Below are 22,086 nucleotides of genomic sequence, written 5' to 3'. Positions count from 1 at the left end.
AATCCGCCACCTGACTACGCTATAAATTCTTCACTGCCGGGTGCGCAAACCGATATGAACGACACGTCAACGATCTATGCCTGGGAAGGTATCAACCGCAAAGGACGCAGGGTGACCGGGCAAACCGCTGGCGACAGCCTTGCGCTGATCAAGGCACAACTGCGCCAGCAAGGGATCTGCCCCGAGCGTGTGCGCAAGAGGCCTCGATCACGTTCGGCTTTCACCCCGCGAATCCTGCCAGCCGATATCGCCCTGTTTACCCGCCAGTTGGCGACCTTGCTCAAAGCCGGGATCCCGCTGCTGCAAGCCTTCGACATCATCAGTGAGGGTTTTGAAAACCAGCAGGTGCGTGAACTGGTCAAGGCGTTGAAACAACAGATCGCCAGCGGCAATAACCTGGCCGCAGCGCTACGCCTGCACCCGCGTTACTTCGATGACCTGTACTGCAACCTGGTAGCTGCCGGAGAACAGGCCGGTGCTTTGGAAACCCTGCTGGAGCGCGTGGCAATTCATCTGGAAAAAAGCCAACAGCTCAAAGCCAGGATCAAAAAAGCCATGACTTACCCTGTCGCAGTCCTGGTAGTCGCTACACTAGTCAGCACAGTGCTGTTGATACACGTCGTGCCTCAGTTCCAGCATCTGTTTGCCGGGGTCGACAGCCAACTGCCCGGGTTTACCCTGGGGGTCATTGCCCTGTCCGAGTTCTTGCAACAAGCGTGGTGGATACTCGTGCTGGGCCTGGCCGTGGGGGTGGGCGGGCTGCGCCACGCCTACCGTCGTTACCCTGGCTTTCGCCATTGTCTGCAAGGGCATTTGTTGAAAGCGCCCCTGGCAGGCAAACTGCTGCAAAAAACCGCCGTCGCCCGCTACGCCCGCACGCTTTCGACCACGTTTGCAGCGGGTGTCCCGCTGGTCCAGGCACTGGGCTCGGTAGCCGGAGCCGTCGGCAATGACCCCTTCAAACAGGCAATCGAACGTATGCGCCACGATGTATCCACAGGCATGCAGTTGAATCAATCCATGCACAGCTGCGGTTTGTTTCCCGGCATGGCGATCCAGATGACCGCCATTGGAGAGGAGTCCGGCACCCTGGACCGGATGCTGGAAAAAGTCGCGAACCACTACGAGTCGGACGTCGACACCCTGGTCGATAACCTCACCAGCCTGATGGAGCCGCTGATCATGGTTGTCCTGGGGGCCATTGTCGGCGCGCTGGTGATCGCGATGTACCTGCCGGTCTTTCAATTGGGTACGGCCTTTTGAGCCTGCTGCTGAGCGAGCAGCACTGGGCGTTTGCCTACATGGCACTGGTGCTCGGCCTGATCATCGGCAGTTTTATCAACGTGCTGGTCTGGCGCCTGCCCAAAATGCTCGAACGCGAATGGCGTGCCCAGGCGCATGAGGTCCTCGGTCTGCCAACCGAGCCCGCCGGGCCGGTGTACAACCTGATGCGCCCGAACTCCTGCTGTCCGCGCTGCAACCAGCCGATTCGGCCCTGGGAAAATATCCCGCTGCTCAGCTTCCTGATGCTCCGGGGCCGTTGCGCCCATTGCCGTGAGCCCATCAGCGTCCGCTACCCCCTGACCGAAGTGACGTGCGCGCTGATCACCGCCGCCGTTGCCTGGCATTTCGGCTTCGGCTGGCAAGCCGCTGCGGTGATGTTGCTGAGCTGGGGCTTGCTGGCCATGAGCCTGATTGACCTGGACCACCAATTGCTGCCGGATGTGCTGGTACTGCCGCTGCTCTGGCTGGGGCTGGTCCTCAACAGCGCTGACCTGCTGGCGACACTGCCCGATGCACTATGGGGCGCGGTCATTGGCTACATGAGCCTATGGAGCGTGTTCTGGCTATTCAAGCTGGCTACCGGCAAGGATGGCATGGGCCATGGCGATTTCAAGTTATTGGCATTGCTGGGGGCCTGGGGGGGCTGGCAGATCCTGCCAATGACGTTGCTGATGGCCTCGCTGATGGGCGTGTTTGCAGGGCTGATCCTGCTGCGCTTGCGCAAGGTCCAAACGTCGACGCCGATGCCCTTTGGGCCGTGCCTGGCAATTGCCGGCTGGATTGCATTGCTCTGGGGTGGTCAAATAACCGACTTCTATTTGCAGTCTGTCGGTTTCAGATGACCACTTCTGTCGCAACACCCTGGATTCTTGGCCTCACAGGCGGCATTGGCAGCGGCAAAAGCGCTGCGGCCGAGCACTTTATCGACCTGGGCATCGACCTGGTGGACGCCGATCATGCTGCCCGCTGGGTCGTCGAACCCGGGCGGCCGGCACTGGCGCGCATTGCCGAGCATTTTGGCGACGGCGTGCTGCTACCCGACGGTCAGCTGGATCGCGCCGCGCTGCGCAAACTGATCTTTGAGGTACCGCAAGAACGTCTGTGGCTGGAAGCCTTGCTGCACCCGCTGATTGCCGAGGAAATTCGCAGCCACCTGGCACGCGCCCAGTCGCCTTACGCGATCCTGGTGTCACCGCTGCTGATCGAGTCCGGCCAATACAGCATGACCCAGCGCATCCTGGTGATCGACGTGCCGCAATCGCTGCAGATTCAGCGTACCCTGCAGCGCGATGGCATCAGCGAACAACAGGTGCAGGCGATTCTCAAGGCCCAATCGAGCCGCGAAGGCCGCCTGAACCATGCCGATGACGTGCTGGTCAACGATAAGGACCTTGCCTGGCTGCACGGCGAGGTCGAGCGACTGCACCACTTTTACCTTACTTTGCGTGGAGGCCGATCATGAGCCAACCCTTGACCGTCGACTGCCCAACCTGCGGTGCACCCGTGGAATGGAAAGCGGCCAACCTCAACCGGCCGTTCTGCTCGGACCGTTGCAAACTCATTGACCTGGGTGCCTGGGCCGCAGAGGAACACAAGATCCCCGTGGCCCCGGATGCCGAAGACGAACTGTTTTCCGAAGACCTGCCGCCGCGCCACTAAGGCCGCATAAAGGCATATTCCTGCTGGTCGTCGAGGTTTTCTGCAAGGTATTGCAACTCGTCGGCCAGGTCTTCAAAACTGCGTACGCCCTTGCTTTGCTGCACCACGGCACTGAGCATGGCGCGTAAGGTCAAGCCGGGATCGAAACCGATTTCCTGCGCTGCGTCCTGGCTTCTGCGCAACTCCTGCCGTGCCCACTCGTACACACTCATGATCCGTGCTCCAGAAAAAATTTTGCAGAGCATGGACCTGCGCCGGTGCCCGGCATTTGACCTGGATCAACGCCGTGAATCGTCGTCCTTCCAGGGGGCCGAGAGATAGCGAGTTCGGTTGAAGGTCTCCAGCCATTCCGGGCAAAACACCACCAACGCGCTGACGACCATGCCGTTGATAAAGGCTTCAGGGAAGATGATCAGCCAGAGGTAACCTACAAAGTCCTCCAACCATTCCGGCATCGCAAAGCGGCCGTCGAACCACAACAGGCCCAGGCCGGCCAAAAGACACAACAATGCCGACAGCGCCGCCGCGAAAAAGCCGGAACAGAAAATATACACAAAGGGGTTTCGCGGTTGCGCCCGCTCGACCAACAGCGCGCAGCTTTCGGTGACCAGCACCGGCAACCCGACCAGAAGCAGGCCGTTGACGCCAAGGGCGGCCAGATCCTGGCGCCCCAGCAATATCAAGCCGAACTGGGCAGCAAACCCACCGACGATTGCCAGCGGCCAATCCAGCAACAAGGTCACGGCGGTCATGCCGATAAAGTGGTACGAGACCCCGGTATCGAAATCCCGGCGCACCAGCCACAGCATAAACAACGCGAACACCGTACCGAACAGCAAATGCTGGCGCCGTCGGTCGGCGAACAATTCGACCCAAGGCGAGCGCAACATCGCCCACATCACCACCGGCGCATATAACAGCCAGCCAATGCCGAGGGTCATGGGCGCCAGAACAGCTGCACTGATCACAGATGCACTACCTCTACAAAAAGCTTGCTGCCGAGTGAGCAGTCTACACCTGCGTTTTAACATTGGTCTGGGTCGAAGCGAGATTCAAATGTGGGAGGGGGCTTGCTCCCGATTGCGGTGTGCCAGTCTAAGTAATTTTGACTGACCCACTGCTATCGGGAGCAAGCCCCCTCCCACATTTGGATCTCACTGGCATAGATACCCAGCTGTTTCAGCAGCAACTCGGTGCAAGCAGGACTTCCTGTGGTCATCATTTGAACGCTAAGCTGGGAATATGGATGACTCAGATTATTTGCGCCTGCTCACCGTAGCAGCCGAACAAGCCAATGCGTTTCTGTCCAATGCCCGCAAATGGGAGCGTGAGCGTTGGGTCTGCCAGCGCCTGCTGCAGGGCTTGAATGTGCCCTACCGCGTCGAAGAGTTTCACGCTGCGGGCCAGGAGCCGCCGGATGTATTGTTTCGCGACGCCAGTTTCGAGGTATTTTTCGTGCTGGACGAGGGACGCCGCCTGAACGACGAATGGCGCGATGAATTGCTGCGCAGGCGTAGCGCGTTCTCTTTGAGCCAACTAGTGCGGCGCGAAGCCAAGCCACGACGCATTCCCGCCCATGAGTTTTTGTTGCGCCTGGCACCGACACTGCGCAAAAAAGCACATAACTACAAAGAACGCGGCATGGACCTGGGGGAGTTGGACCTTATCGCTTTCACCAGCCTCAAACGCGAAGTGCTGGACCTCAACAGCCACTTTCCGCCGCCAACTGAATACCTGCGCCAGGGCTGGCGCTCACTGTCACTGGTGGGGCCAACCTTCGCGCGCGTACTGTTCGCACACCCGGACGCGCCGGACTTCTTGCGCAACAACCTGGGCCGCAGCATAGTGTTCGATGTGGGCATCAGCCTTTGAACCCTTGGCTGTAACGTGGCGCCCTTTTGCAACGTCTACCTGACGAGGCCTTTATGACCAGCCGCCTGAACCCCGATGACCAACAGCATGTCCAAGAGTACCTGCAACTCTCCCAGCACAGAGTCGAGCGCAAGCCTTTCCGGCCATGGCTGCTCCTTTGTGTGGTGCTGGTAGTGGTGATCGGGCTCGGCGTGCTGAGCCGCCTATTGAGTTACCTGACGCTATGAGCTGCCTGGCGCTCGCGGGGGTAACTGCTCCGATTTCTTTTAGCCTTGCGAGATATCCCCATGACCCATCGTATTATTATCGTCGGCGGCGGCGCCGGCGGCCTGGAGTTGGCTACCCGCCTGGGTAAGACTCTGGGCAAGCGCGGCAAGGCCAGCATCACGCTGGTTGACGCCAACCTGACTCACATCTGGAAGCCTCTGCTGCACGAAGTGGCTGCCGGCTCGCTGAACTCTTCGGAAGACGAACTCAATTACGTCGCCCAGGCGAAATGGAACCACTTCGAGTTCCAGCTTGGGCGCATGAGTGGGCTTGACCGTGAACAGAAGAAAATCCAGCTGGCCGCCACCCTCGATGAAGAAGGCCGCGAGCTGGTGCCCGCGCGCGTACTGGGCTATGACAGCCTGGTCATTGCCGTAGGCAGCACCACCAACGACTTCGGCACCGAGGGTGCGGCGCAGCATTGCCTGTTTCTCGATACCCGCAAGCAAGCCGAGCGCTTTCACCAACAACTGCTCAACCACTACCTGCGCGCCCATGCCGGACAAACCGATGCCGTTGAACAAATCAGCGTGGCCATCGTCGGTGCCGGCGCCACCGGGGTGGAGTTGGCCGCCGAGCTGCATAACGCAGCCCATGAACTGGCCGCCTATGGCCTGGACCGCATCAAACCGGAAAACATGCACATTACCCTGATCGAAGCCGGCCCGCGGGTATTGCCTGCCCTGCCGGAGCGGATCGGCGGCCCGGTGCATAAAACCCTGGAAAAACTCGGGGTGACCGTGCTGACCAACTCGGCGGTCAGCGAAGTAACCGCAGACGCGCTGATTACCAGCAGCGGCCAAGTGATCCCCGCCAGCCTCAAGGTATGGGCAGCCGGGATCCGCGCACCAGGTTTCCTCAAAGACATCGATGGCCTGGAAACCAACCGCATCAATCAGCTTCAGGTGCTGCAAACACTGCAAACCACCCGCGATGAAAACATCTTCGCCTTTGGCGATTGCGCCGCCTGCCCGCAACCTGGCACAGACCGCAATGTGCCCCCACGGGCCCAGGCTGCGCATCAGCAGGCTTCGTTGTTGGCCAAGTCGCTGAAATTGCGCATTGAAGGCAAGGATCTGCCGACCTACAAGTACACCGACTACGGCTCGCTGATCTCGCTGTCGCGGTTCTCGGCGGTAGGCAACCTGATGGGCAACCTGACTGGCAGCGTGATGCTGGAGGGCTGGTTGGCGCGGATGTTCTACGTGTCGCTGTACCGTATGCACCAGATGGCTCTGTACGGGTTTTTCCGCACGGCGATGCTGATGCTGGGCAGCAAAATTGGCCGAGGCACCGAACCGCGCCTCAAACTCCACTAACACTGTGGGAGGGGGCTTGCCCCCTCCCACAGGGGTTATGCGGAGAATTCAGGATTCGCGCGCGCAAAAAAAATCCCCGTATCTTTCGATACGGGGATTTTTAATATGGTCGGGGTAAGGGGATTCGAACTCCTGACATCCTGCTCCCAAAGCAGGCGCGCTACCGGACTGCGCTATACCCCGGTAAAAAAAAGGCGACCTTTCAGTCGCCTTCTTCGATCAGCGCTTTTGGCCTCTGATCTTAAGATTCGATTCCAGCCTGAACTGGTCTCAAAAATGGTGGGTCGTGTGGGATTCGAACCTACGACCAATTGGTTAAAAGCCAACTGCTCTACCAACTGAGCTAACGACCCAAATATGGTCGGGGTAGGGGGATTCGAACTCCCGACATCCTGCTCCCAAAGCAGGCGCGCTACCGGACTGCGCTATACCCCGATTTGAAATTGGCTCCGTGACCAGGACTCGAACCTGGGACCCAATGATTAACAGTCATTTGCTCTACCGACTGAGCTATCACGGAACTACATATTTCAAATTTACTGCTGTGTAACCTTCTCTTCGACCCTGTCCGTATCGCTACGTTAGCATCTCTGAGGCGCGCTATTCTACAATCTTAAAAACCCCTGTCAACCCTTTAAATTGCTTTTAAGACAATGATTTGCGCTTCTTTCTGATTTCTTCTTGGGGAGAAGAAACCCGTGGGCTGACGTTGCTGCGGGGCGCACTTTACAAGCCTTTGCCTTACAGTTCAACGCCCTATCGAAAAAAAAGGCCTCGCAATGCGAGGCCTCTTGTTATTACACCGGTTGCAGGTCTCAGTGGAAGACGATTTCGTCGTCTTTCACCGTTGCCGTGACGCGAGTGCCCGGCATAAAGCTGCCCGACAGGATCAACTGTGCCAGCGGGTTCTCGATCCAGCGCTGGATCGCACGCTTCAACGGCCGTGCGCCATACACCGGGTCGTAGCCCACTGCGATCAGCTTGTCCAACGCCTCGCCGCTCAGCTCAAGGTCGAGCTCACGCTCAGCCAGGCGACTGCGCAGGCGGCCCAACTGGATTTCGGTGATACCCGCAATCTGATCCCGTGCCAGAGGCTCGAAGATCACCACTTCATCCACCCGGTTGATGAATTCCGGGCGGAAGTGGGTGGTCAAGGCGTCCATCACCGCTGCGCGCTGGGCCTCGCGATCCCCCACCAGTTCCTGGATCTGTGCAGAGCCCAGGTTGGAGGTCATCACGATCACCGTATTGCGAAAGTCCACCGTACGCCCGTGGCTGTCCGTCAAGCGACCATCTTCCAGCACCTGCAGCAAAATGTTGAACACATCCGGATGCGCCTTCTCGACCTCATCCAGCAGGATCACCGAGTAAGGCTTGCGTCGCACGGCTTCGGTCAGGTAACCGCCCTCCTCGTAGCCCACATAGCCTGGTGGTGCGCCGATCAGGCGAGCCACCGAGTGTTTCTCCATGAACTCGGACATATCAATGCGCACCATGGCCTCTTCAGTATCAAAGAGGAACTCGGCCAGGGCCTTGCACAGCTCAGTCTTACCTACGCCGGTCGGGCCGAGGAACATGAACGAGCCGCTTGGACGGTTCGGGTCGGACAAGCCGGCACGGGAGCGCCGTACCGCATTGGATACCGCCACCACAGCCTCTTCCTGACCGATGACGCGCTGGTGCAACAAACTTTCCATTTTCAGCAGTTTGTCGCGCTCGCCTTCGAGCATTTTCGAGACAGGAATGCCGGTCCACTTGGAGACCACTTCGGCGATTTCCTCCTCGGTCACCTTGCTGCGCAGCAACTGGTTCTCAGGCTTGCCGTGCTGGTCGACCATCTGCAGGCTGCGTTCCAGGTCCGGAATCACACCATATTGCAACTCAGCCATGCGGCTCAGATCGCCTTTACGACGCGCGGCTTCCAGTTCCTGACGGGACTGCTCGATTTTCTGCTGGATCTGCGCCGAACCCTGTACTTCGGCTTTTTCCGAGGTCCAGATTTCTTCGAGGTCCGAATACTCACGCTCCAGACGGACGATTTCTTCCTGAAGTTTTTCCAGGCGTTTCTTCGCTGCCTCGTCCTCTTCTTTCTTCAACGCCTGGGATTCTACTTTCAGTTGAATCAGGCGCCGATCCAGGCGGTCGAGCACTTCCGGCTTGGAGTCAATCTCCATGCGAATGCGGCTGGCCGCTTCGTCGATCAGGTCGATGGCCTTGTCCGGCAACTGACGATCGGTGATGTAGCGATGGCTCAGCTTGGCCGCCGCAATGATCGCGCCATCAGTGATCGCCACCTTATGGTGGACCTCATAGCGCTCTTTCAGGCCCCGCAGGATCGCGATGGTGTCTTCTTCGCTTGGTTCTTCCACCAGCACTTTCTGGAAACGCCGCTCAAGGGCCGCATCCTTTTCAATGTACTGACGGTATTCGTTGAGCGTGGTCGCACCGACGCAATGCAACTCGCCCCGCGCCAAGGCCGGCTTGAGCATGTTGCCAGCATCCATCGAGCCTTCGCCTTTACCGGCGCCAACCATGGTGTGCAGTTCGTCGATAAACAGAATGATCTGGCCTTCCTGCTTCGACAATTCATTAAGCAGGGATTTCAGTCGTTCTTCGAACTCGCCACGGAACTTGGCACCGGCGATCAGGGCCCCCATGTCCAGGGACAACAGGCGCTTGCCTTTCAAGCCGTCCGGCACTTCACCATTAATGATGCGCTGGGCCAGGCCCTCGGCAATCGCGGTTTTACCCACGCCAGGCTCACCGATCAGCACCGGGTTGTTCTTGGTGCGACGCTGCAAGACCTGGATGGTGCGACGAATCTCATCGTCACGACCAATCACCGGGTCGAGCTTGCCTTCTTCGGCACGCTTGGTCAGGTCGACGGTGTATTTGTCCAGGGCCTGTCGCGACTCCTCATGGTTGGGGTCGTTCACGGCCTCGCCGCCACGCAGGTTGTTGATAGCGTTTTCCAGGGCTTTCTTGCTCACGCCCTGGCCCAGCAACAATTTGCCAAGCTTACTGTTGTCGTCCATAGCGGCGAGCAGCACCAGTTCGCTGGAGATGAACTGGTCACCCTTCTGCTGGGCCAGTCGGTCCGCCTGATTGAGCAGGCGCGCCAGGTCCTGGGACATATTCACGTCGCCGGTAGGGTTTTGAATTTTCGGCAGTTGGTCGAGCTCTTTGCTCAACTCCTTGCGCAGGCTGTTGATGTCAAAGCCCACCTGCATCAACAAGGGTTTGATAGAGCCACCTTGTTGCTCCAGGAGCGCCTGCATCAAGTGTGCCGGCTCAATCGCCGGATGGTCGAGGCCGACCGCCAGGGATTGGGAGTCCGATAAGGCCAACTGCAATTTGCTGGTTAAACGATCAATACGCATTAGTCACCTTCCTTTTGAGCAGGCCGGAGCTATGAACAAACACATCCTGAATGAAGAAACCTGCCAGATACCCTTATAGATGGGGTGGATTCTGGGGGTTTCAAGCGGCGGACGGTTGATACAGGTCAGGACAGTCTAGCGTTCAAGCCAGATAAGGGAGGCGAATCGGCCCGTACGCGGGCTGCGGCGATAAGAAAAGAAGCGTGGATCGGTCACGGTGCAAAAACCACCACCATATACAGCGGTGACACCGTTTGCTGCCAGACGCAGGCGCGCCAGCTGGTAGATGTCGGCCATGAACTTGCCGGGATTGTGGCTGGGAACAAAGGCTTCAGCGGTGGCCGGCAGTTGCTGCATGAAGGCTTCACGTACTTCCGGGCCGACCTCAAAGGCTTGCGGGCCAATGGCTGGGCCGAGCCAGACCAGGACGTCTTCAGGAGCAGTATCCAGGCTTTCGAATGCAGCCTCCAGTACGCCAGCCGCCAAGCCACGCCAACCGGCATGGGCTGCGGCAACCCGGGTACCCGCCCGATTACAGAACAGCGCAGGCAGGCAATCGGCGGTCATGGATGTGCAAGCGATGCCGGGGGTGCTGGTCCAACTGCCATCTGCCTCGACAGTACGGCCTGGATCGGCCTCAACCACGTGAGTACCGTGGACCTGGCGCAACCAGGCAGGCCGGATATCGAAGGCGCCGCTCAGACGCCGGCGATTTTCAAGGACTGCCTCAAGGCTGTCCTCGACGTGATCGCCCAGGTTAAGGCTGTCGAACGGCGCCAGACTGACGCCGCCCGCACGAGTGGTGACGCAGGCTTTGACCTGAGACGGCGCGGGCCAGTCAGGAATCAGCCAGTCACTCATCCGATAAACGCCTCACGATCCTGCTTGAGCAGCGACAACAACCAGACCAGGTCGTCTGGAAGTGGCGATTCCCAGCTCATGCGCTTACCGCTCGTCGGATGATCCAGTTCCAGGAAGCGTGCGTGCAGTGCCTGGCGCGGGAAGGACTTCAGCGATTCGACCATTGTCTGGCTTGCCGCCGGCGGAATACGGAAGCGCCCACCGTAGGCAGGATCGCCGACCAACGGGAAGTTGATATGCGCCATGTGCACGCGAATCTGGTGGGTGCGCCCGGTTTCCAGCTTGACCCGCACATGGGTGTGGGAGCGGAAACGCTCCAGCACACGGTAGTGGCTAACGGCTTGCTTGCCGCCTTCCATCACCGCCATACGCTGGCGCTGCTGGCCGTGGCGACCAATCGGTGCGTTGATCTTGCCCCCGGCCACCACCACACCGATCACGATGCACTCGTAGATCCGGCTGACGCTGCGACTCTGCAACTGAGTAACAAGCTGCGTCTGCGCCTGAATGGTCTTGGCCACCACCATCAAACCGGTGGTGTCCTTGTCCAGACGGTGCACGATGCCGCAGCGCGGGACATTGATGATGTCCGGGACGTGGTGCAACAGGGCATTGAGCAAAGTGCCATCAGCGTGCCCGGCAGCCGGGTGAACCACCAGGCCAGCGGGTTTGTTGATGACCAGGATGTCGTCGTCTTCATAGACGATATCCAGCTCGATGTCCTGGGCGACCCATTCTCCCTGGGCTTCCTGCTCGGCAGTCAGCTCAAGAATCGCACCGCCATGGACTATGTCTCGCGGGCGGATAACCGCTCCATCCACAGTCAGGCGGCCGTCTTTGATCCAGGCGGAAAGGCGCGAGCGCGAGTGCTCAGCGAATAATTGTGCGGCGACTTGATCGAGGCGTTGGCCGCCCAATTCGGACGGCACCTCTGCGCGAAGTTCAATTTTATCGGACATGCTCAGACTAGGCGTGGCACAGCCTTTGGTTTCGGCTGCGCGCTTGTGGTTAAATACGGCGTCTTTTGCCCCGAGGCTTTCAACGGGGCGCTCATCATAACAGGACGGCCCCGCCCAAGACAGCGGCCGTCATAGGGACGCAAGCCGCCATGCAAGTGAAACACCTGCTGCTGATCGCCATCCTCGCCATGACTGCTGCTTGCTCGTCAACAAAGGACGTCGTCGACGAAAACCTGAGCGAAGTCGAGCTGTACCAGCAAGCTCAGACAGACCTGGACAATAATAGCTACACCAGCGCCACAGCGAAGCTGAAGGCATTGGAGTCGCGCTACCCATTCGGCCGCTATGCCGACCAGGCCCAGTTGGAGCTGATCTACGCCAACTACAAGAACGCCGAGCCGGAAGCTGCCAAGTCCGCTGCCGAGCGTTTTATCCGCCTGCACCCACAGCACCCGAACGTGGACTACGCCTACTACATGAAGGGCCTGACCTCGTTCGACCAGGACGTTGGCCTGCTGGCGCGCTTCCTGCCGCTGGACATGACCAAGCGTGACCCGGGCGCTGCACGCGACTCCTACAACGAGTTCGCCCAGCTGACCAGCCGCTACCCCAACAGCCGCTACGCGCCGGACGCCAAGCAGCGCATGATCTACCTGCGCAACCTGCTGGCCTCCTACGAAATCCACGTGGCTCACTACTACCTGACCCGTCAGGCCTACGTAGCTGCCGCCAACCGTGGCCGCTATGTTGTGGAGAACTTCCAGGAAACCCCATCCGTGGGCGACGGCCTGGCGGTGATGACCGAGGCTTACCAGCGTCTGCACCTGGACACGCTGGCGACCACCAGCCTGGAAACCCTGAAGCTCAACTACCCAGATCACCCAAGCCTGAAAGACGGCCAGTTCGTGCCTCAGGTTGCCGAAGCCGACAACCGTTCGTGGCTGAGCAAGTACACCTTGGGCCTGATCGAGTCTCGTCCGCCACTGCCGCCGGGTGAAACCCGCGCCAACCAGGACGTGATCAAGCAGTACCAGGACGCCAAGGATGCCATCCCTTCGGACCTCAAGCCTCACGACGAGAACGGCGACGTTATCGAAGAAGAGGAGCCGCAGGCCCTTGGCAACAACGAAGACCGTTCGTGGTTCAGCTACATGACCTTCGGTGTGTTCGACTGATTGTTCGACGCAACGCAAAAGGGAGCTCTGAACGAGCTCCCTTTTTTATGAGCGAGTATTTATTGCGCTGTGCGCCTGTGGCCAGCTTGGCTAAACTGGCGCATTCCTTGTCGAGAAACTGCCCATCATGCTTCGTCTACTGTTCTGGATTGCCGTCATTGCTGCCGCGGTATGGTTCTGGCGCAAATTCAAAAACCCTGCAGCCCGCCAGCAACGACCTGCCGAGCCGAACGCAGCGCTGATGGTGCGATGCGCCCACTGCGGCGTGCACCTGCCGCAGGATCGCGCACTGAGTTCGCGCCAGGAGTGGTACTGCACCCAGGCGCATCTGGAACAAGGGCCGAAGTCTATCCAGCGTTGAGGCGACCTGCCGGGGCATAAGGCGCCGGATCAATGATCGGAGCCCGCCCCAACAGCAAGTCGGCGAACAACTGGCAGGAGGCCGGTGCGAGTACCAGGCCATTGCGGTAATGCCCGCAATTGAGCCACAAGCCCTGAAAGCCGGGAACCTCTCCGATATAGGGGATACCTTCCGGCGAACCGGGCCGCAACCCCGCCCAATGCCCGACCACCTCGGCGTCCGCCAAGGCGGGGATCAGTTCCACCGCAGACGCCTTGAGGCTCGCCAACGCAGTTTCGGTCGGCGTCTTGTCGAACCCCTCATGTTCCAATGTGCTTCCAATCAGAATGTGCCCATCGCGGCGGGGGATTGCATAGCGCCCCTTGGCCAAGACCATGCTGGATAAAAAGTCGGACGCGCACTTGTACAGGATCATTTGGCCTTTGACCGGCTCCACGGGAAGGGTCATGCCCAGTGTGCTCAGCAACTGCCCGCTCCAGGCCCCGGCGGCGAGCACCACCTGATCGGCAAAAACCGGTCCCGTCGCAGTGTTCACCCCCACCACGCGATTGTTGTTCTGCACAAAACCCGACACTTCGCAGTGCTCGTGAATCGTCACATCCGGCAACGCCAGCAGCGCCGCTTTCAAGGATTTTACCAGGCGCGGGTTGCGCACATTGGCCACATCGGCCATGTAGATCGCCCGGGAGTAACCGCCTCCCAGCGCCGGCACGGCATCATGAGCCTGGGACACGTCCACCTTGCTCAATGGCCGCCCTTCACGCGCAGCCCAGGCCAGTGCATCAGCTTCATCATCCAGGTCAAGCCAGTACAAACCCGTGGTATGGACCTCGGGATCGACACCGGTCGCAGCAAACAAACGCTGTGCCAGCTGCGGATAGAAATCCTGGGACCAATGGGCCAATGCAGTCACGGCCGGGCTATAACGCCATGGATACAACGGCGAGACAATTCCGCCACCTGCCCAGGAAGACTCCTGCCCAAGCCCCGCACGCTCCAGCAGCATGACTGCCCGCCCTTCTCTGGCAAGGTTGTACGCCGTCAACAGCCCGATTACTCCGCCGCCGACAATCACCACTTGCTGTTGCTTTGCCATCATCTGATCCCGCCGATAAACAGGGAAAGGCGCGCCCGGCGCCCACTCTTCAAGCACTCTCATCACTGCCCCCAGCAGACTTTGCGCGACATTTCAGGCGCCGCTCCCGGGTTGCTTCGCATACCGGTGCTGCTCAAGCTGAAAGCTGCACACGCGTCGTCCGCCATGACTGAGTCCACAGCAGGCGTAGCGAGCAAGTCGAAATCCTGGGGGTTTAAAATCGCACTGATTCTATAGTGATCGTTGCCCGCAATGACGCCGCCCGCATCAATAAAAGTGCCATCTCTGGTATATGCGCGCTCCAGATGCTGGGCTTGCTCGCTCAACAACGCGACGATTTGCGCGCGATACACCTTTTTTACCTGGCCGATGTACCCGGGATACGCAATGCCAGCCAACAACGCAACGATCGCCACGGCGATCAATAACTCCATCAGGGTAAAGCCCTGGCTATCCATGCCCATCCCATTGCTCCTTATTGAAGTTGCCGCCATGAAATCCGTCGAAACCTGACGTTGCCGCCCTCCTCCACCCGGGCATAAACCGACTCCAACACCGTGCGCGATTGGCCTGCAAGGCCCACGGCAGTGATGCGAAAGAGCGCTGCCCGTGTACCGGGCGGCAAATGAGCCAGCCCTGCTCCTTCCCCCAGGGATTGAACGCCATAAAATCCGCCCCTCAAGGCCAACCAGGTGACCGCTGAGACAGGGTTTGCCCCGGCGCCAGTCAAGGAAAATGCTTCATTGGGCGGCGCACACGTAATAACCGAGTGGCACACAGGCATCGCAGGGCCGCCCCTCTGCACAACCGACTCCCCCCGCCGCAAACCGCTTTCAGCAGACTGAAAGGATTGATTACGCTGCCACAGGCTACTCGCGACTTTTTGCTGGGCGACCGCCCCCTGTATCGACGACAGCCCCACCTGCGATAACAACAGCAGGAATACCAGACTGATCAGCAGCACCATCCCGTTCTGCCGTACCCGAATACCGCCTAGCATCGACATCACCCCTAACCCAACCGATTTCGCAGCGCCGCGACGACACTGTAGGTCTGGTCCTTAACCCGCCCAGCTGGGTCTTGCAGAGTCAAGGAGATACGCACACTACGTACCAAAGAACTGTCAGCCGGATGGCTGTCGTAACGCACCACAACCGTTGATGCAGGTTCAGCCGCCAAGCCAAAACTGATGTCGAATGCCCGCACGTTATCAATCAGTACCGCCTTTGCCGGTGCTGCCGGAGTACTGACCTTCAACTGGCCCGATTCATAGGTGTACGTAAGCTGGCGTACGCCAAAGCGGATCAGGCCAGGTGCGGCGGCAGGCGCTGCCCCCTCATACGCATGGGCCGTCTCCTTGCAGTCGGACAACACCGTCCAGTCGGGCTTGCCAGCGCCGTCACCGACGTGCGCGGTGACCAGCGTCAGCGACCTTGAACTTCCCGACGCGTCCCAGCTTATCGGTCGGTCGAAGGCGGCCGGGGCGTTGTCGATAACGGTGGCTGCCAAACATCCCAACATGCCTGCCTGACGAATGTCCTGTGTGATCTTGCCCAGGGCAAGCCGCGCATCATCCTGCAGCACCATGGCGGCCTGCTGGCTGTCGTGAGTCAATCGTGAACTTATGAGCACCTGACTCACCCCCAACACCAGCACCAGCCCGACGGCGAGTGCGAGCAACAACTCCACCAGGCTGAAACCTCGGGCATGGCGATTCATTGCAAGGCTCCCTGCTCACTGGTGACTCGGCTGGTCAGCGTGAAGGTTTCCCGTGCTCCTGGGGTGCCTGCTGAGCGGCGATCCTCCCAACTGATGCTGATGGTGACCTCATGCCCGCTTACCGCCACGGAACCCTTGGCATCCTTGCCAGCAAAACCAATGATATTGGCCTCGAAATCGTGCAGGTCCAGGTCGCGCACACTGGCGGCCGAAGTGTTGGGCGGCCCCGACTCGTCCCTCCCCCACGTGTAATCCGCACCAGCATTGGCGCGAATTCGGTCGAGCATGTCGTAGGCGATAAAGCTGGCTTGGCTGATCATCCTGGCGCTGTCGGTGTACTTGAGCGCGTTGAGCTGAAGCATTGCAGCGCCCATCAGGCCGACAGCCAGGATCAACAGCGCTATCAGCACCTCGATCAGCGTCATGCCGGATTGGTGCCGATGCGCGGAACGCAGAAAAAATCGATTCGGGCGGGCAGGCATTACCGTCGTCATCCATGTCGAAGGCCGGAAAAAAGCAGGCAAACCCTGCTGTGCGATCCAAGACTAGCGGCGGATTTCGAGCAGCGCTGCTGCCGGAACAAAGGGAAATACTTTGGACATAAAGGCCATCACCCAGCATTCGGGGCCAGGCGCTATACCTAGGTCTGCAGCTCGAAGATTCACTCGCGTCCACGGAGGGAACGCACATGTCACAACGAGGGTTCACCCTGATTGAAATGCTGCTGGGGCTGATCGTCACCAGCTGTCTCGCGCAATTGGCCGTACCCGGTTTCAAAGGTTTGCTTGAATCGCAGCAACGACAAAACGTGGCCCAATCACTTGCCGCCGGGCTGCGTTACGCGCGCATGGAGGCCATCACACGCAATCAGGCGGTGGTCATTCATGCAAACGACAGGGACTGGAGCCTGGGGTGGCGCGTGATACTGGATGCCAGTGGACGCGGCCATCAGGACGACGACAACCCGGTGCTGCTGGAGCGCCAGGGCGATGGTCGCGTGCCAGTGGCAGGTAATGGCCCGGTCACGGACCAGGTGCGTTTCAGCGGCTTGGGAGAACCGGTTTTCGCCGGCGGAGGCTTCCGTGCCGGCACCGTGCATGTGTGCGACACGAGCCAGGCACAGAGCCTGTATCAGATCGTGCTGGCCCCCAGCGGTCGCATCAGTCTGCGCAGTGACAAGACCGAGCAGGCATTATGCCGAGCCGATGCCGGCATTGTTGGCGTCAGAGCAGCGAGCGGACCCGCAGTTCCTTCGGCATCGAAAACGTGATGTTCTCTTCACGACCTGCCAGCTCATCGGCGCCAGTAGCGCCCCAGGCCTGCAACTGCTGGATCACGCCGCGTACCAGCACTTCCGGTGCGGAGGCGCCTGCCGTGATGCCGATACGCTCGACACCATCGAACCAACTGCGCTGCATGTCTTCGGCACCGTCGATCAGGTACGCCGGCGTAGCCATGCGCTCGGCCAGTTCACGCAGGCGGTTGGAGTTGGAGCTGTTAGGGCTGCCGACCACCAGCACTACGTCACACTCATTTGCCAGTTGCTTGACCGCATCCTGGCGGTTTTGCGTGGCGTAGCAGATGTCGTCCTTGCGAGGGCCGCCAATGGCCGGGAACCGCGTGCGCAGGGCATCGATTACGCGGCTGGTGTCGTCCATGGACAAGGTGGTCTGGGTCACGAAGGCCAGGCGTTCCGGATTGTGCACCTGCAAGTTGGCGACGTCTTTCTCGTCCTCAACCAGGTAGATAGCACCGCCGTTGCTGGCGTCATATTGGCCCATGGTGCCTTCGACTTCCGGGTGACCGGCGTGGCCGATCAGGATGCACTCACGACCGTCGCGGCTGTAGCGCGCCACTTCGATATGCACCTTGGTAACCAGTGGGCAGGTGGCATCGAACACCTTGAGGCCACGGCCTGCCGCTTCGGTCCGTACAGCCTGGGAAACACCGTGGGCACTGAAGATGACGATCACGTCGTCGGGCACCTGATCGAGTTCTTCGACAAAGATCGCCCCGCGCGCGCGCAAGTCTTCGACCACAAATTTGTTATGGACGACTTCATGGCGCACATAAATCGGCGGCCCGAAGACTTCCAGGGCGCGATTGACGATTTCGATCGCCCGGTCCACGCCGGCGCAGAAGCCACGGGGGTTGGCGAGTTTGATTTGCATGCTGTGCCTCGTGTATTGCAGCCACATTGAGTCGATTTGACACTGACTCAACCGACAATGGAGATCAAAGGTGGGAGGGGGCTTGCTCCCGATACAGGTATATCAGTCTGCACATTTAGCTGATACACCGCTATCGGGAGAAAGCCCCCTCCCACATTTTAGACCGCGTACGGTCGGTTACAGCGCTTTGACGTCGATAATCTCGACGTCAAAGGTCAACGTCTTGCCGGCCAACGGGTGATTGAAGTCGATGGTCACTTGCGCGTCATCAAATGCTTTCACCACGCCAGGCAATTCAGTGTTCGCCGCATCATTGAAGATCACCAGCAAGCCTTCCGACAGGTCCATGCCTTCGAACTGCGAACGCGGGATGATCTGCACGTTTTGCGGGTTGGGCTGGCCGAAGGCGTTTTCCGGCAGGATCTGCAGGGTGCGCTTGTCACCGGCCTTGAAGCCGAACAGCGCCGCTTCAAAACCCGGCAGCAGGTTGCCGTCGCCAACCTTGAAGGTCGCCGGCGCTTTGTCGAAGGTACTGTCGACCGTGTCGCCATTCTCCAGGCGCAGTGCGAAATGCAAAGTGACTTCCGTGTTCTGGCCGATGCGTTGCTCAGCCAATACCTGATCAGTCATTGACGGTTTCTCCGGTTTTCTTGCTCTTGAACATATCCAGCGCCAGCATGATTGCGCCGACGGTGATGGCGCTGTCGGCAAAGTTGAACGCCGGGAAGTAGTGGCGGTTCTGCCAATGCACCAGGATAAAGTCGATCACATGGCCGAGGGCAATGCGGTCGTACAGGTTGCCCAGCGCACCACCCAGCACCAGGGCCAAGGCGATCGCCAGCCAGGTGTCATCACGGCCCAGGCGTTTGAGCCAGACCACGAGTACCGCACTGACCACCACGGCGATCAGGGCGAACAGCCAGCGCTGCCAGCCGCCACTGTCAGCCAGGAAGCTGAAGGCGGCGCCGGTGTTGTAGGCCAGGGTCCAGCTGAAGTAATCCGGGATCACCACAATTTGCTGGAACATTTCCAGGGAGCCCTCGAAGTGAGCCTTGCTGACCTGGTCAATGACCAGGACCAGCAGGCTCAGTACGAGCCAGCCCAGACGTCCGAAACGACTGGCTGCATTAGGCATAGTGGCGAACCTCGCCTTCACCGCTGATGTTGTCGACACAACGACCGCAGATTTCCGGGTGCTCAGGGTTCACGCCGACGTCTTCACGGCAGTGCCAGCAACGAGCGCACTTGGGGAAGGCCGACTTGACCACTTTGAGCTTAAGGCCAGGCACCTCGGTAGCCACCGCATCTGCCGGAGCCTGGGTAAACGGCGCCAGGCTCGCGGTAGAGGTGATCAGCACGAAGCGCAGCTCGTTGCTCAGCTTGGCCAGGTCGGCGGTCAGGCCGTCCTCGGCAAACAGGGTGACTTCGGCTTGCAGGTTGCCACCCACGGCCTTGGCGGCACGCTGGACTTCCAGTTCCTTGTTCACCGCAACCTTGACGGCCATCACGCCTTCCCAGTACTCGCGGCCCAGTTCGAAGTCGGCCGGCAGTTCGGTCAGGCCTTCGTACCAGGTGTTGAGCATGACGGACTCGTTACGCTCGCCCGGTAGGTACTCCCACAGTTCGTCAGCGGTGAATGCCAGGATCGGTGCGATCCAGCGCACCAGCGCTTCGCTGATGTGGTACAGCGCGGTCTGCGCCGAACGGCGCGCCTTGCTGTTGGCGCCAGTGGTGTACTGGCGGTCCTTGATGATGTCGAGGTAGAAACTGCCCAGCTCCTGCACGCAGAAGTTGTGGATCTTGGAGTAGACGTTCCAGAAGCGGTATTCGCCGTAGTGCTCCTGCAACTCGCGCTGCAGCAACAGGGTACGGTCCACAGCCCAACGGTCGAGGGCGAGCATGTCTTCGGCCGGCAGCAGGTCGGTAGCCGGGTTGAAGCCGGTCAGGTTCGACAGCATGAAGCGTGCGGTATTGCGGATACGACGGTAGGCGTCGGCGCTGCGGGCCAGGATCTGGTCCGACACGGCGATTTCACCCGAGTAATCGGTGGAAGCCACCCACAGGCGCATGATGTCGGCACCCAAGGTGTCGTTGATCTTTTTCGGCTCGATCACGTTCTTCAGCGATTTGGACATCTTGCGGCCCGTCTCGTCGACGGTGAAGCCGTGGGTCAGCAGTTCGCGGTACGGCGCATGGTTGTCGATGGCGCAACCAGTGAGCAACGACGAGTGGAACCAGCCACGGTGTTGGTCCGAACCTTCCAGGTACAGGTCGGCACGCGGGCCGGTCTCGTGGCCCATCGGGTGTGAACCACGCAGCACATGCCAGTGAGTGGTGCCCGAATCGAACCACACGTCGAGGGTGTCGCTGATCTTGTCGTACAGCGGCGCTTCGTCGCCCAGCAGCTCGGCAGCGTCCAGCTTGAACCAGGCTTCGATGCCTTCCTGCTCGACACGCTGGGCCACGACTTCCATCAGCTCGACGGTGCGCGGGTGCAGCTCACCGCTTTCCTTGTTCAGGAAGAACGGGATCGGCACGCCCCAGTTGCGCTGGCGGGAGATGCACCAGTCCGGACGATTGGCGATCATCGAGTGCAGGCGCGCCTGGCCCCAGGCCGGGACGAACCGGGTGTCTTCGATGGCCTTGAGCGAGCGTACACGCAAGGTGTCGCCGCTGGTCGGCTCTTTGTCCATGCCGATAAACCACTGCGCCGTAGCGCGGTAGATCAGCGGGGTCTTGTGACGCCAGCAATGCATGTAGCTGTGCTGGATGGCGGCGGTTTGCATCAACGCACCGACTTCACGCAGCTTTTCGATGATCGGCTGGTCAGCCTTGAAGATGAACTGACCACCGAAGAACTCGAGCGAAGGCACGTATACGCCGTTGCTCTGCACCGGGTTGATGATGTCGTCGTTGACCATGCCGTACTTCTTGCAGATCACGAAGTCGTCCACGCCATAGGCAGGCGAGCAGTGGACAATGCCGGTACCCGAACCCAGCTCGACGTAGTCAGCCAGGTACACCGGCGACAGACGGTCATAGAACGGGTGACGGAAGTTGATCAGTTCCAGCGCGGAGCCGGTGGCGGTGGCGATCACCGAGCCTTGCAACTCGTAGCGGGCAAGGCACGACTCGACCATTTCTTCGGCCAGCACCAACAGGCGATCACCGACATCCACCAGGGCGTAGGTGAATTCCGGGTGCACGTTCAGCGCCTGGTTGGCCGGGATGGTCCACGGGGTAGTGGTCCAGATCACGATGGCAGCCGGCTTGGCCAGGCTTGCCAGGCCGAACGCCTCGGCCAGCTTGGTGTCATCGGCAATCGGGAAGGCCACGTCGATGGTCGACGACTTTTTGTCTTCGTATTCGACTTCCGCTTCGGCCAGGGCCGAACCGCAGTCAAAGCACCAGTTCACGGGCTTGAGACCCTTGAACACGAAGCCGCCCTTGACGATTTCAGCCAAGGCACGGATTTCACCGGCCTCGTTCTTGAAGTTCATGGTCTTGTAGGGGTTGTCCCACTCGCCCAGCACGCCCAGGCGAATGAATTCGGACTTCTGCCCTTCGATCTGCTCGGTGGCGTAGGCACGGCAGAGTTCGCGGGTCTTGTCCGCGCCCAGGTTCTTGCCGTAGGTCACTTCGACTTTGTGCTCGATCGGCAGGCCATGGCAGTCCCAGCCCGGAACGTACGGCGCGTCAAAGCCCGACAGGGTTTTGGAGCGCAGGATCATGTCCTTGAGAATCTTGTTCAGCGCATGACCGATATGAATCGTGCCGTTGGCATAAGGAGGGCCGTCGTGCAGGACGAATTTCGGACGATCCTTGCCAATTTCGCGCAACTTTCCGTACAGGCCAATACTGTCCCAGCGCTGCAGGATCTGCGGTTCGCGCTGTGGCAGGCCGGCCTTCATTGGGAAGGCGGTGTCCGGAAGGTTTAGCGTGGCTTTATAGTCGGTCATTTAA

General features: G+C 59.8%; 24 protein-coding genes and 4 tRNA genes. 10 read left to right on the top strand and 18 right to left on the bottom strand.

What is annotated here, in order from left to right:
- Window positions 1–54: 54 nt before the first annotated feature.
- From PSEBG33_RS22800 to yacG, 4 genes are read left to right on the top strand one after another with little or no spacing between them, the layout of a single operon-like run.
- Window positions 55–1,263 (top strand): type II secretion system F family protein, encoded by a 1,209-nt coding sequence (locus PSEBG33_RS22800; RefSeq protein ID WP_005784683.1) that lies wholly within the window; start codon window positions 55–57, stop codon window positions 1,261–1,263.
- A complete protein-coding gene (locus PSEBG33_RS22805) occupies window positions 1,260–2,126 on the top strand; it encodes a prepilin peptidase (protein ID WP_005784681.1) in 867 nt (288 codons plus the stop codon). The genes PSEBG33_RS22800 and PSEBG33_RS22805 overlap by 4 nt, the downstream gene beginning before the upstream one ends.
- Window positions 2,123–2,746 carry a dephospho-CoA kinase gene (coaE, locus tag PSEBG33_RS22810; protein ID WP_005784679.1) on the top strand — a complete coding sequence of 208 codons (624 nt, stop codon included), beginning with the start codon at window positions 2,123–2,125 and terminating at the stop codon, window positions 2,744–2,746. Before PSEBG33_RS22805 ends, coaE begins: the two co-directional genes overlap by 4 nt.
- Window positions 2,743–2,943: a DNA gyrase inhibitor YacG gene (yacG, locus tag PSEBG33_RS22815; RefSeq protein ID WP_005784677.1), complete on the top strand. Its 201-nt coding sequence runs from the start codon at window positions 2,743–2,745 to the stop codon at window positions 2,941–2,943. The genes coaE and yacG overlap by 4 nt, the downstream gene beginning before the upstream one ends.
- Here yacG and PSEBG33_RS22820 read toward each other — a convergent pair.
- Window positions 2,940–3,155 (bottom strand): hypothetical protein, encoded by a 216-nt coding sequence (locus PSEBG33_RS22820; RefSeq protein ID WP_003171680.1) that lies wholly within the window; start codon window positions 3,153–3,155, stop codon window positions 2,940–2,942. The two genes, yacG and PSEBG33_RS22820, sit on opposite strands and share 4 nt — an antisense overlap.
- A 66-nt stretch (window positions 3,156–3,221) precedes the next feature.
- Window positions 3,222–3,911, bottom strand: coding sequence for an energy-coupling factor ABC transporter permease (locus tag PSEBG33_RS22825; RefSeq protein ID WP_005784673.1), 690 nt, complete (start codon window positions 3,909–3,911; stop codon window positions 3,222–3,224).
- A 274-nt stretch (window positions 3,912–4,185) separates the two neighbouring features.
- Between PSEBG33_RS22825 and PSEBG33_RS22830 the strand changes: the two genes are divergently transcribed.
- The 3 genes from PSEBG33_RS22830 to PSEBG33_RS22840 are packed head-to-tail and all read left to right on the top strand — an operon-like array spanning window position 4,186 to window position 6,401.
- The gene (locus PSEBG33_RS22830) at window positions 4,186–4,815 is read left to right on the top strand and encodes a DUF1780 domain-containing protein (protein WP_003188431.1); all 630 of its coding nucleotides are present in this window, start codon (window positions 4,186–4,188) and stop codon (window positions 4,813–4,815) included.
- Between the two features lie 53 nt (window positions 4,816–4,868).
- On the top strand, window positions 4,869–5,042 hold the full coding sequence (locus tag PSEBG33_RS22835; RefSeq protein WP_005784671.1) for a DUF3094 family protein: 174 nt from the start codon (window positions 4,869–4,871) through the stop codon (window positions 5,040–5,042).
- Window positions 5,043–5,102: 60 nt separating this feature from the next.
- A complete protein-coding gene (locus PSEBG33_RS22840) occupies window positions 5,103–6,401 on the top strand; it encodes an NAD(P)/FAD-dependent oxidoreductase (protein WP_005784669.1) in 1,299 nt (432 codons plus the stop codon).
- 106 nt (window positions 6,402–6,507) lie between these two features.
- Here the strand turns inward: PSEBG33_RS22840 and PSEBG33_RS22845 are convergent.
- The 7 genes from PSEBG33_RS22845 to rluD all read right to left on the bottom strand — a co-directional run bounded on the left by PSEBG33_RS22845 (window position 6,508) and on the right by rluD (window position 11,601).
- Window positions 6,508–6,584, bottom strand: a tRNA-Pro gene (locus tag PSEBG33_RS22845).
- A gap of 94 nt (window positions 6,585–6,678) precedes the next feature.
- A tRNA-Lys gene (locus tag PSEBG33_RS22850) sits at window positions 6,679–6,754 on the bottom strand.
- Window positions 6,755–6,759: 5 nt separating this feature from the next.
- Window positions 6,760–6,836 (bottom strand) — tRNA-Pro (locus PSEBG33_RS22855).
- A 9-nt stretch (window positions 6,837–6,845) separates the two neighbouring features.
- Window positions 6,846–6,921: transfer RNA gene (locus PSEBG33_RS22860), tRNA-Asn, on the bottom strand.
- Between the two features lie 295 nt (window positions 6,922–7,216).
- Complete coding sequence (gene clpB / locus PSEBG33_RS22865; RefSeq protein ID WP_005784667.1) at window positions 7,217–9,781, bottom strand: ATP-dependent chaperone ClpB; 2,565 nt, start codon at window positions 9,779–9,781, stop codon at window positions 7,217–7,219.
- 135 nt (window positions 9,782–9,916) lie between these two features.
- Window positions 9,917–10,642 carry a peptidoglycan editing factor PgeF gene (gene pgeF / locus PSEBG33_RS22870; protein WP_005784664.1) on the bottom strand — a complete coding sequence of 242 codons (726 nt, stop codon included), beginning with the start codon at window positions 10,640–10,642 and terminating at the stop codon, window positions 9,917–9,919.
- Window positions 10,639–11,601 carry a 23S rRNA pseudouridine(1911/1915/1917) synthase RluD gene (gene rluD, locus PSEBG33_RS22875; protein ID WP_005784662.1) on the bottom strand — a complete coding sequence of 321 codons (963 nt, stop codon included), beginning with the start codon at window positions 11,599–11,601 and terminating at the stop codon, window positions 10,639–10,641. Before rluD ends, pgeF begins: the two co-directional genes overlap by 4 nt.
- 149 nt (window positions 11,602–11,750) lie before the next feature.
- On the opposite strand from rluD, the gene PSEBG33_RS22880 reads away from it, so the two are divergent.
- A complete protein-coding gene (locus tag PSEBG33_RS22880) occupies window positions 11,751–12,776 on the top strand; it encodes an outer membrane protein assembly factor BamD (RefSeq protein WP_005784660.1) in 1,026 nt (341 codons plus the stop codon).
- 127 nt (window positions 12,777–12,903) lie between these two features.
- Window positions 12,904–13,137, top strand: coding sequence for a PP0621 family protein (locus PSEBG33_RS22885; RefSeq protein ID WP_005784659.1), 234 nt, complete (start codon window positions 12,904–12,906; stop codon window positions 13,135–13,137).
- Here PSEBG33_RS22885 and thiO read toward each other — a convergent pair.
- The 5 genes from thiO to pilV form a co-directional block, all read right to left on the bottom strand.
- Window positions 13,124–14,233, bottom strand: coding sequence for a glycine oxidase ThiO (gene thiO / locus PSEBG33_RS22890; protein WP_005784658.1), 1,110 nt, complete (start codon window positions 14,231–14,233; stop codon window positions 13,124–13,126). The genes PSEBG33_RS22885 and thiO overlap by 14 nt on opposite strands.
- A gap of 62 nt (window positions 14,234–14,295) precedes the next feature.
- Window positions 14,296–14,697 (bottom strand): type IV pilin protein, encoded by a 402-nt coding sequence (locus PSEBG33_RS22895; RefSeq protein WP_005784657.1) that lies wholly within the window; start codon window positions 14,695–14,697, stop codon window positions 14,296–14,298.
- Between the two features lie 11 nt (window positions 14,698–14,708).
- Complete coding sequence (locus PSEBG33_RS26845) at window positions 14,709–15,239, bottom strand: pilus assembly PilX family protein (RefSeq protein ID WP_032803250.1); 531 nt, start codon at window positions 15,237–15,239, stop codon at window positions 14,709–14,711.
- Between the two features lie 5 nt (window positions 15,240–15,244).
- Window positions 15,245–15,952, bottom strand: a complete 708-nt coding sequence (locus tag PSEBG33_RS22900; RefSeq protein ID WP_005784656.1) for a prepilin-type N-terminal cleavage/methylation domain-containing protein — start codon at window positions 15,950–15,952, stop codon at window positions 15,245–15,247.
- Window positions 15,949–16,434 carry a type IV pilus modification protein PilV gene (pilV, locus tag PSEBG33_RS22905; protein ID WP_005784655.1) on the bottom strand — a complete coding sequence of 162 codons (486 nt, stop codon included), beginning with the start codon at window positions 16,432–16,434 and terminating at the stop codon, window positions 15,949–15,951. The genes PSEBG33_RS22900 and pilV overlap by 4 nt, the downstream gene beginning before the upstream one ends.
- Before the next feature lie 206 nt (window positions 16,435–16,640).
- On the opposite strand from pilV, the gene PSEBG33_RS22910 reads away from it, so the two are divergent.
- The gene (locus PSEBG33_RS22910; RefSeq protein ID WP_005784654.1) at window positions 16,641–17,222 is read left to right on the top strand and encodes a GspH/FimT family pseudopilin; all 582 of its coding nucleotides are present in this window, start codon (window positions 16,641–16,643) and stop codon (window positions 17,220–17,222) included.
- Here the strand turns inward: PSEBG33_RS22910 and ispH are convergent.
- From ispH to ileS, 4 genes are all read right to left on the bottom strand, one after another.
- Window positions 17,176–18,123 carry a 4-hydroxy-3-methylbut-2-enyl diphosphate reductase gene (ispH, locus tag PSEBG33_RS22915; RefSeq protein WP_005784653.1) on the bottom strand — a complete coding sequence of 316 codons (948 nt, stop codon included), beginning with the start codon at window positions 18,121–18,123 and terminating at the stop codon, window positions 17,176–17,178. The genes PSEBG33_RS22910 and ispH overlap by 47 nt on opposite strands.
- A gap of 177 nt (window positions 18,124–18,300) precedes the next feature.
- Window positions 18,301–18,738, bottom strand: coding sequence for an FKBP-type peptidyl-prolyl cis-trans isomerase (locus PSEBG33_RS22920; RefSeq protein WP_198287284.1), 438 nt, complete (start codon window positions 18,736–18,738; stop codon window positions 18,301–18,303).
- Window positions 18,739–18,745: 7 nt separating this feature from the next.
- Window positions 18,746–19,258 carry a signal peptidase II gene (gene lspA / locus PSEBG33_RS22925; RefSeq protein ID WP_005784650.1) on the bottom strand — a complete coding sequence of 171 codons (513 nt, stop codon included), beginning with the start codon at window positions 19,256–19,258 and terminating at the stop codon, window positions 18,746–18,748.
- The gene (ileS, locus tag PSEBG33_RS22930) at window positions 19,251–22,082 is read right to left on the bottom strand and encodes an isoleucine--tRNA ligase (protein ID WP_005784649.1); all 2,832 of its coding nucleotides are present in this window, start codon (window positions 22,080–22,082) and stop codon (window positions 19,251–19,253) included. Before ileS ends, lspA begins: the two co-directional genes overlap by 8 nt.
- Between the last annotated feature and the right edge of the window lie 4 nt (window positions 22,083–22,086).

Source organism: Pseudomonas synxantha BG33R (assembly GCF_000263715.2).
In the GTDB taxonomy this organism is placed as follows: Bacteria; Pseudomonadota; Gammaproteobacteria; order Pseudomonadales; family Pseudomonadaceae; genus Aquipseudomonas; species Aquipseudomonas synxantha_A.
Note: the sequence above shows the minus strand (reverse complement) of the source record. Positions and strands in the feature narration are given on the sequence as shown.

Coding starts and splice junctions, on each gene's coding strand:
- PSEBG33_RS22800 (WP_005784683.1), top strand. CDS start 55: ATGAACGACACGTCAACGATCTATGCCTGGGAAGGTATCAACCGCAAA.
- coaE (WP_005784679.1), top strand. CDS start 2,123: ATGACCACTTCTGTCGCAACACCCTGGATTCTTGGCCTCACAGGCGGC.
- yacG (WP_005784677.1), top strand. CDS start 2,743: ATGAGCCAACCCTTGACCGTCGACTGCCCAACCTGCGGTGCACCCGTG.
- PSEBG33_RS22820 (WP_003171680.1), bottom strand. CDS start 3,155: ATGAGTGTGTACGAGTGGGCACGGCAGGAGTTGCGCAGAAGCCAGGAC.
- PSEBG33_RS22830 (WP_003188431.1), top strand. CDS start 4,186: ATGGATGACTCAGATTATTTGCGCCTGCTCACCGTAGCAGCCGAACAA.
- PSEBG33_RS22835 (WP_005784671.1), top strand. CDS start 4,869: ATGACCAGCCGCCTGAACCCCGATGACCAACAGCATGTCCAAGAGTAC.
- PSEBG33_RS22840 (WP_005784669.1), top strand. CDS start 5,103: ATGACCCATCGTATTATTATCGTCGGCGGCGGCGCCGGCGGCCTGGAG.
- clpB (WP_005784667.1), bottom strand. CDS start 9,781: ATGCGTATTGATCGTTTAACCAGCAAATTGCAGTTGGCCTTATCGGAC.
- pgeF (WP_005784664.1), bottom strand. CDS start 10,642: ATGAGTGACTGGCTGATTCCTGACTGGCCCGCGCCGTCTCAGGTCAAA.
- rluD (WP_005784662.1), bottom strand. CDS start 11,601: ATGTCCGATAAAATTGAACTTCGCGCAGAGGTGCCGTCCGAATTGGGC.
- PSEBG33_RS22880 (WP_005784660.1), top strand. CDS start 11,751: ATGCAAGTGAAACACCTGCTGCTGATCGCCATCCTCGCCATGACTGCT.
- PSEBG33_RS22885 (WP_005784659.1), top strand. CDS start 12,904: ATGCTTCGTCTACTGTTCTGGATTGCCGTCATTGCTGCCGCGGTATGG.
- thiO (WP_005784658.1), bottom strand. CDS start 14,233: ATGGCAAAGCAACAGCAAGTGGTGATTGTCGGCGGCGGAGTAATCGGG.
- PSEBG33_RS22895 (WP_005784657.1), bottom strand. CDS start 14,697: ATGGGCATGGATAGCCAGGGCTTTACCCTGATGGAGTTATTGATCGCC.
- PSEBG33_RS26845 (WP_032803250.1), bottom strand. CDS start 15,239: ATGTCGATGCTAGGCGGTATTCGGGTACGGCAGAACGGGATGGTGCTG.
- PSEBG33_RS22900 (WP_005784656.1), bottom strand. CDS start 15,952: ATGAATCGCCATGCCCGAGGTTTCAGCCTGGTGGAGTTGTTGCTCGCA.
- pilV (WP_005784655.1), bottom strand. CDS start 16,434: ATGCCTGCCCGCCCGAATCGATTTTTTCTGCGTTCCGCGCATCGGCAC.
- PSEBG33_RS22910 (WP_005784654.1), top strand. CDS start 16,641: ATGTCACAACGAGGGTTCACCCTGATTGAAATGCTGCTGGGGCTGATC.
- ispH (WP_005784653.1), bottom strand. CDS start 18,123: ATGCAAATCAAACTCGCCAACCCCCGTGGCTTCTGCGCCGGCGTGGAC.
- lspA (WP_005784650.1), bottom strand. CDS start 19,258: ATGCCTAATGCAGCCAGTCGTTTCGGACGTCTGGGCTGGCTCGTACTG.
- ileS (WP_005784649.1), bottom strand. CDS start 22,082: ATGACCGACTATAAAGCCACGCTAAACCTTCCGGACACCGCCTTCCCA.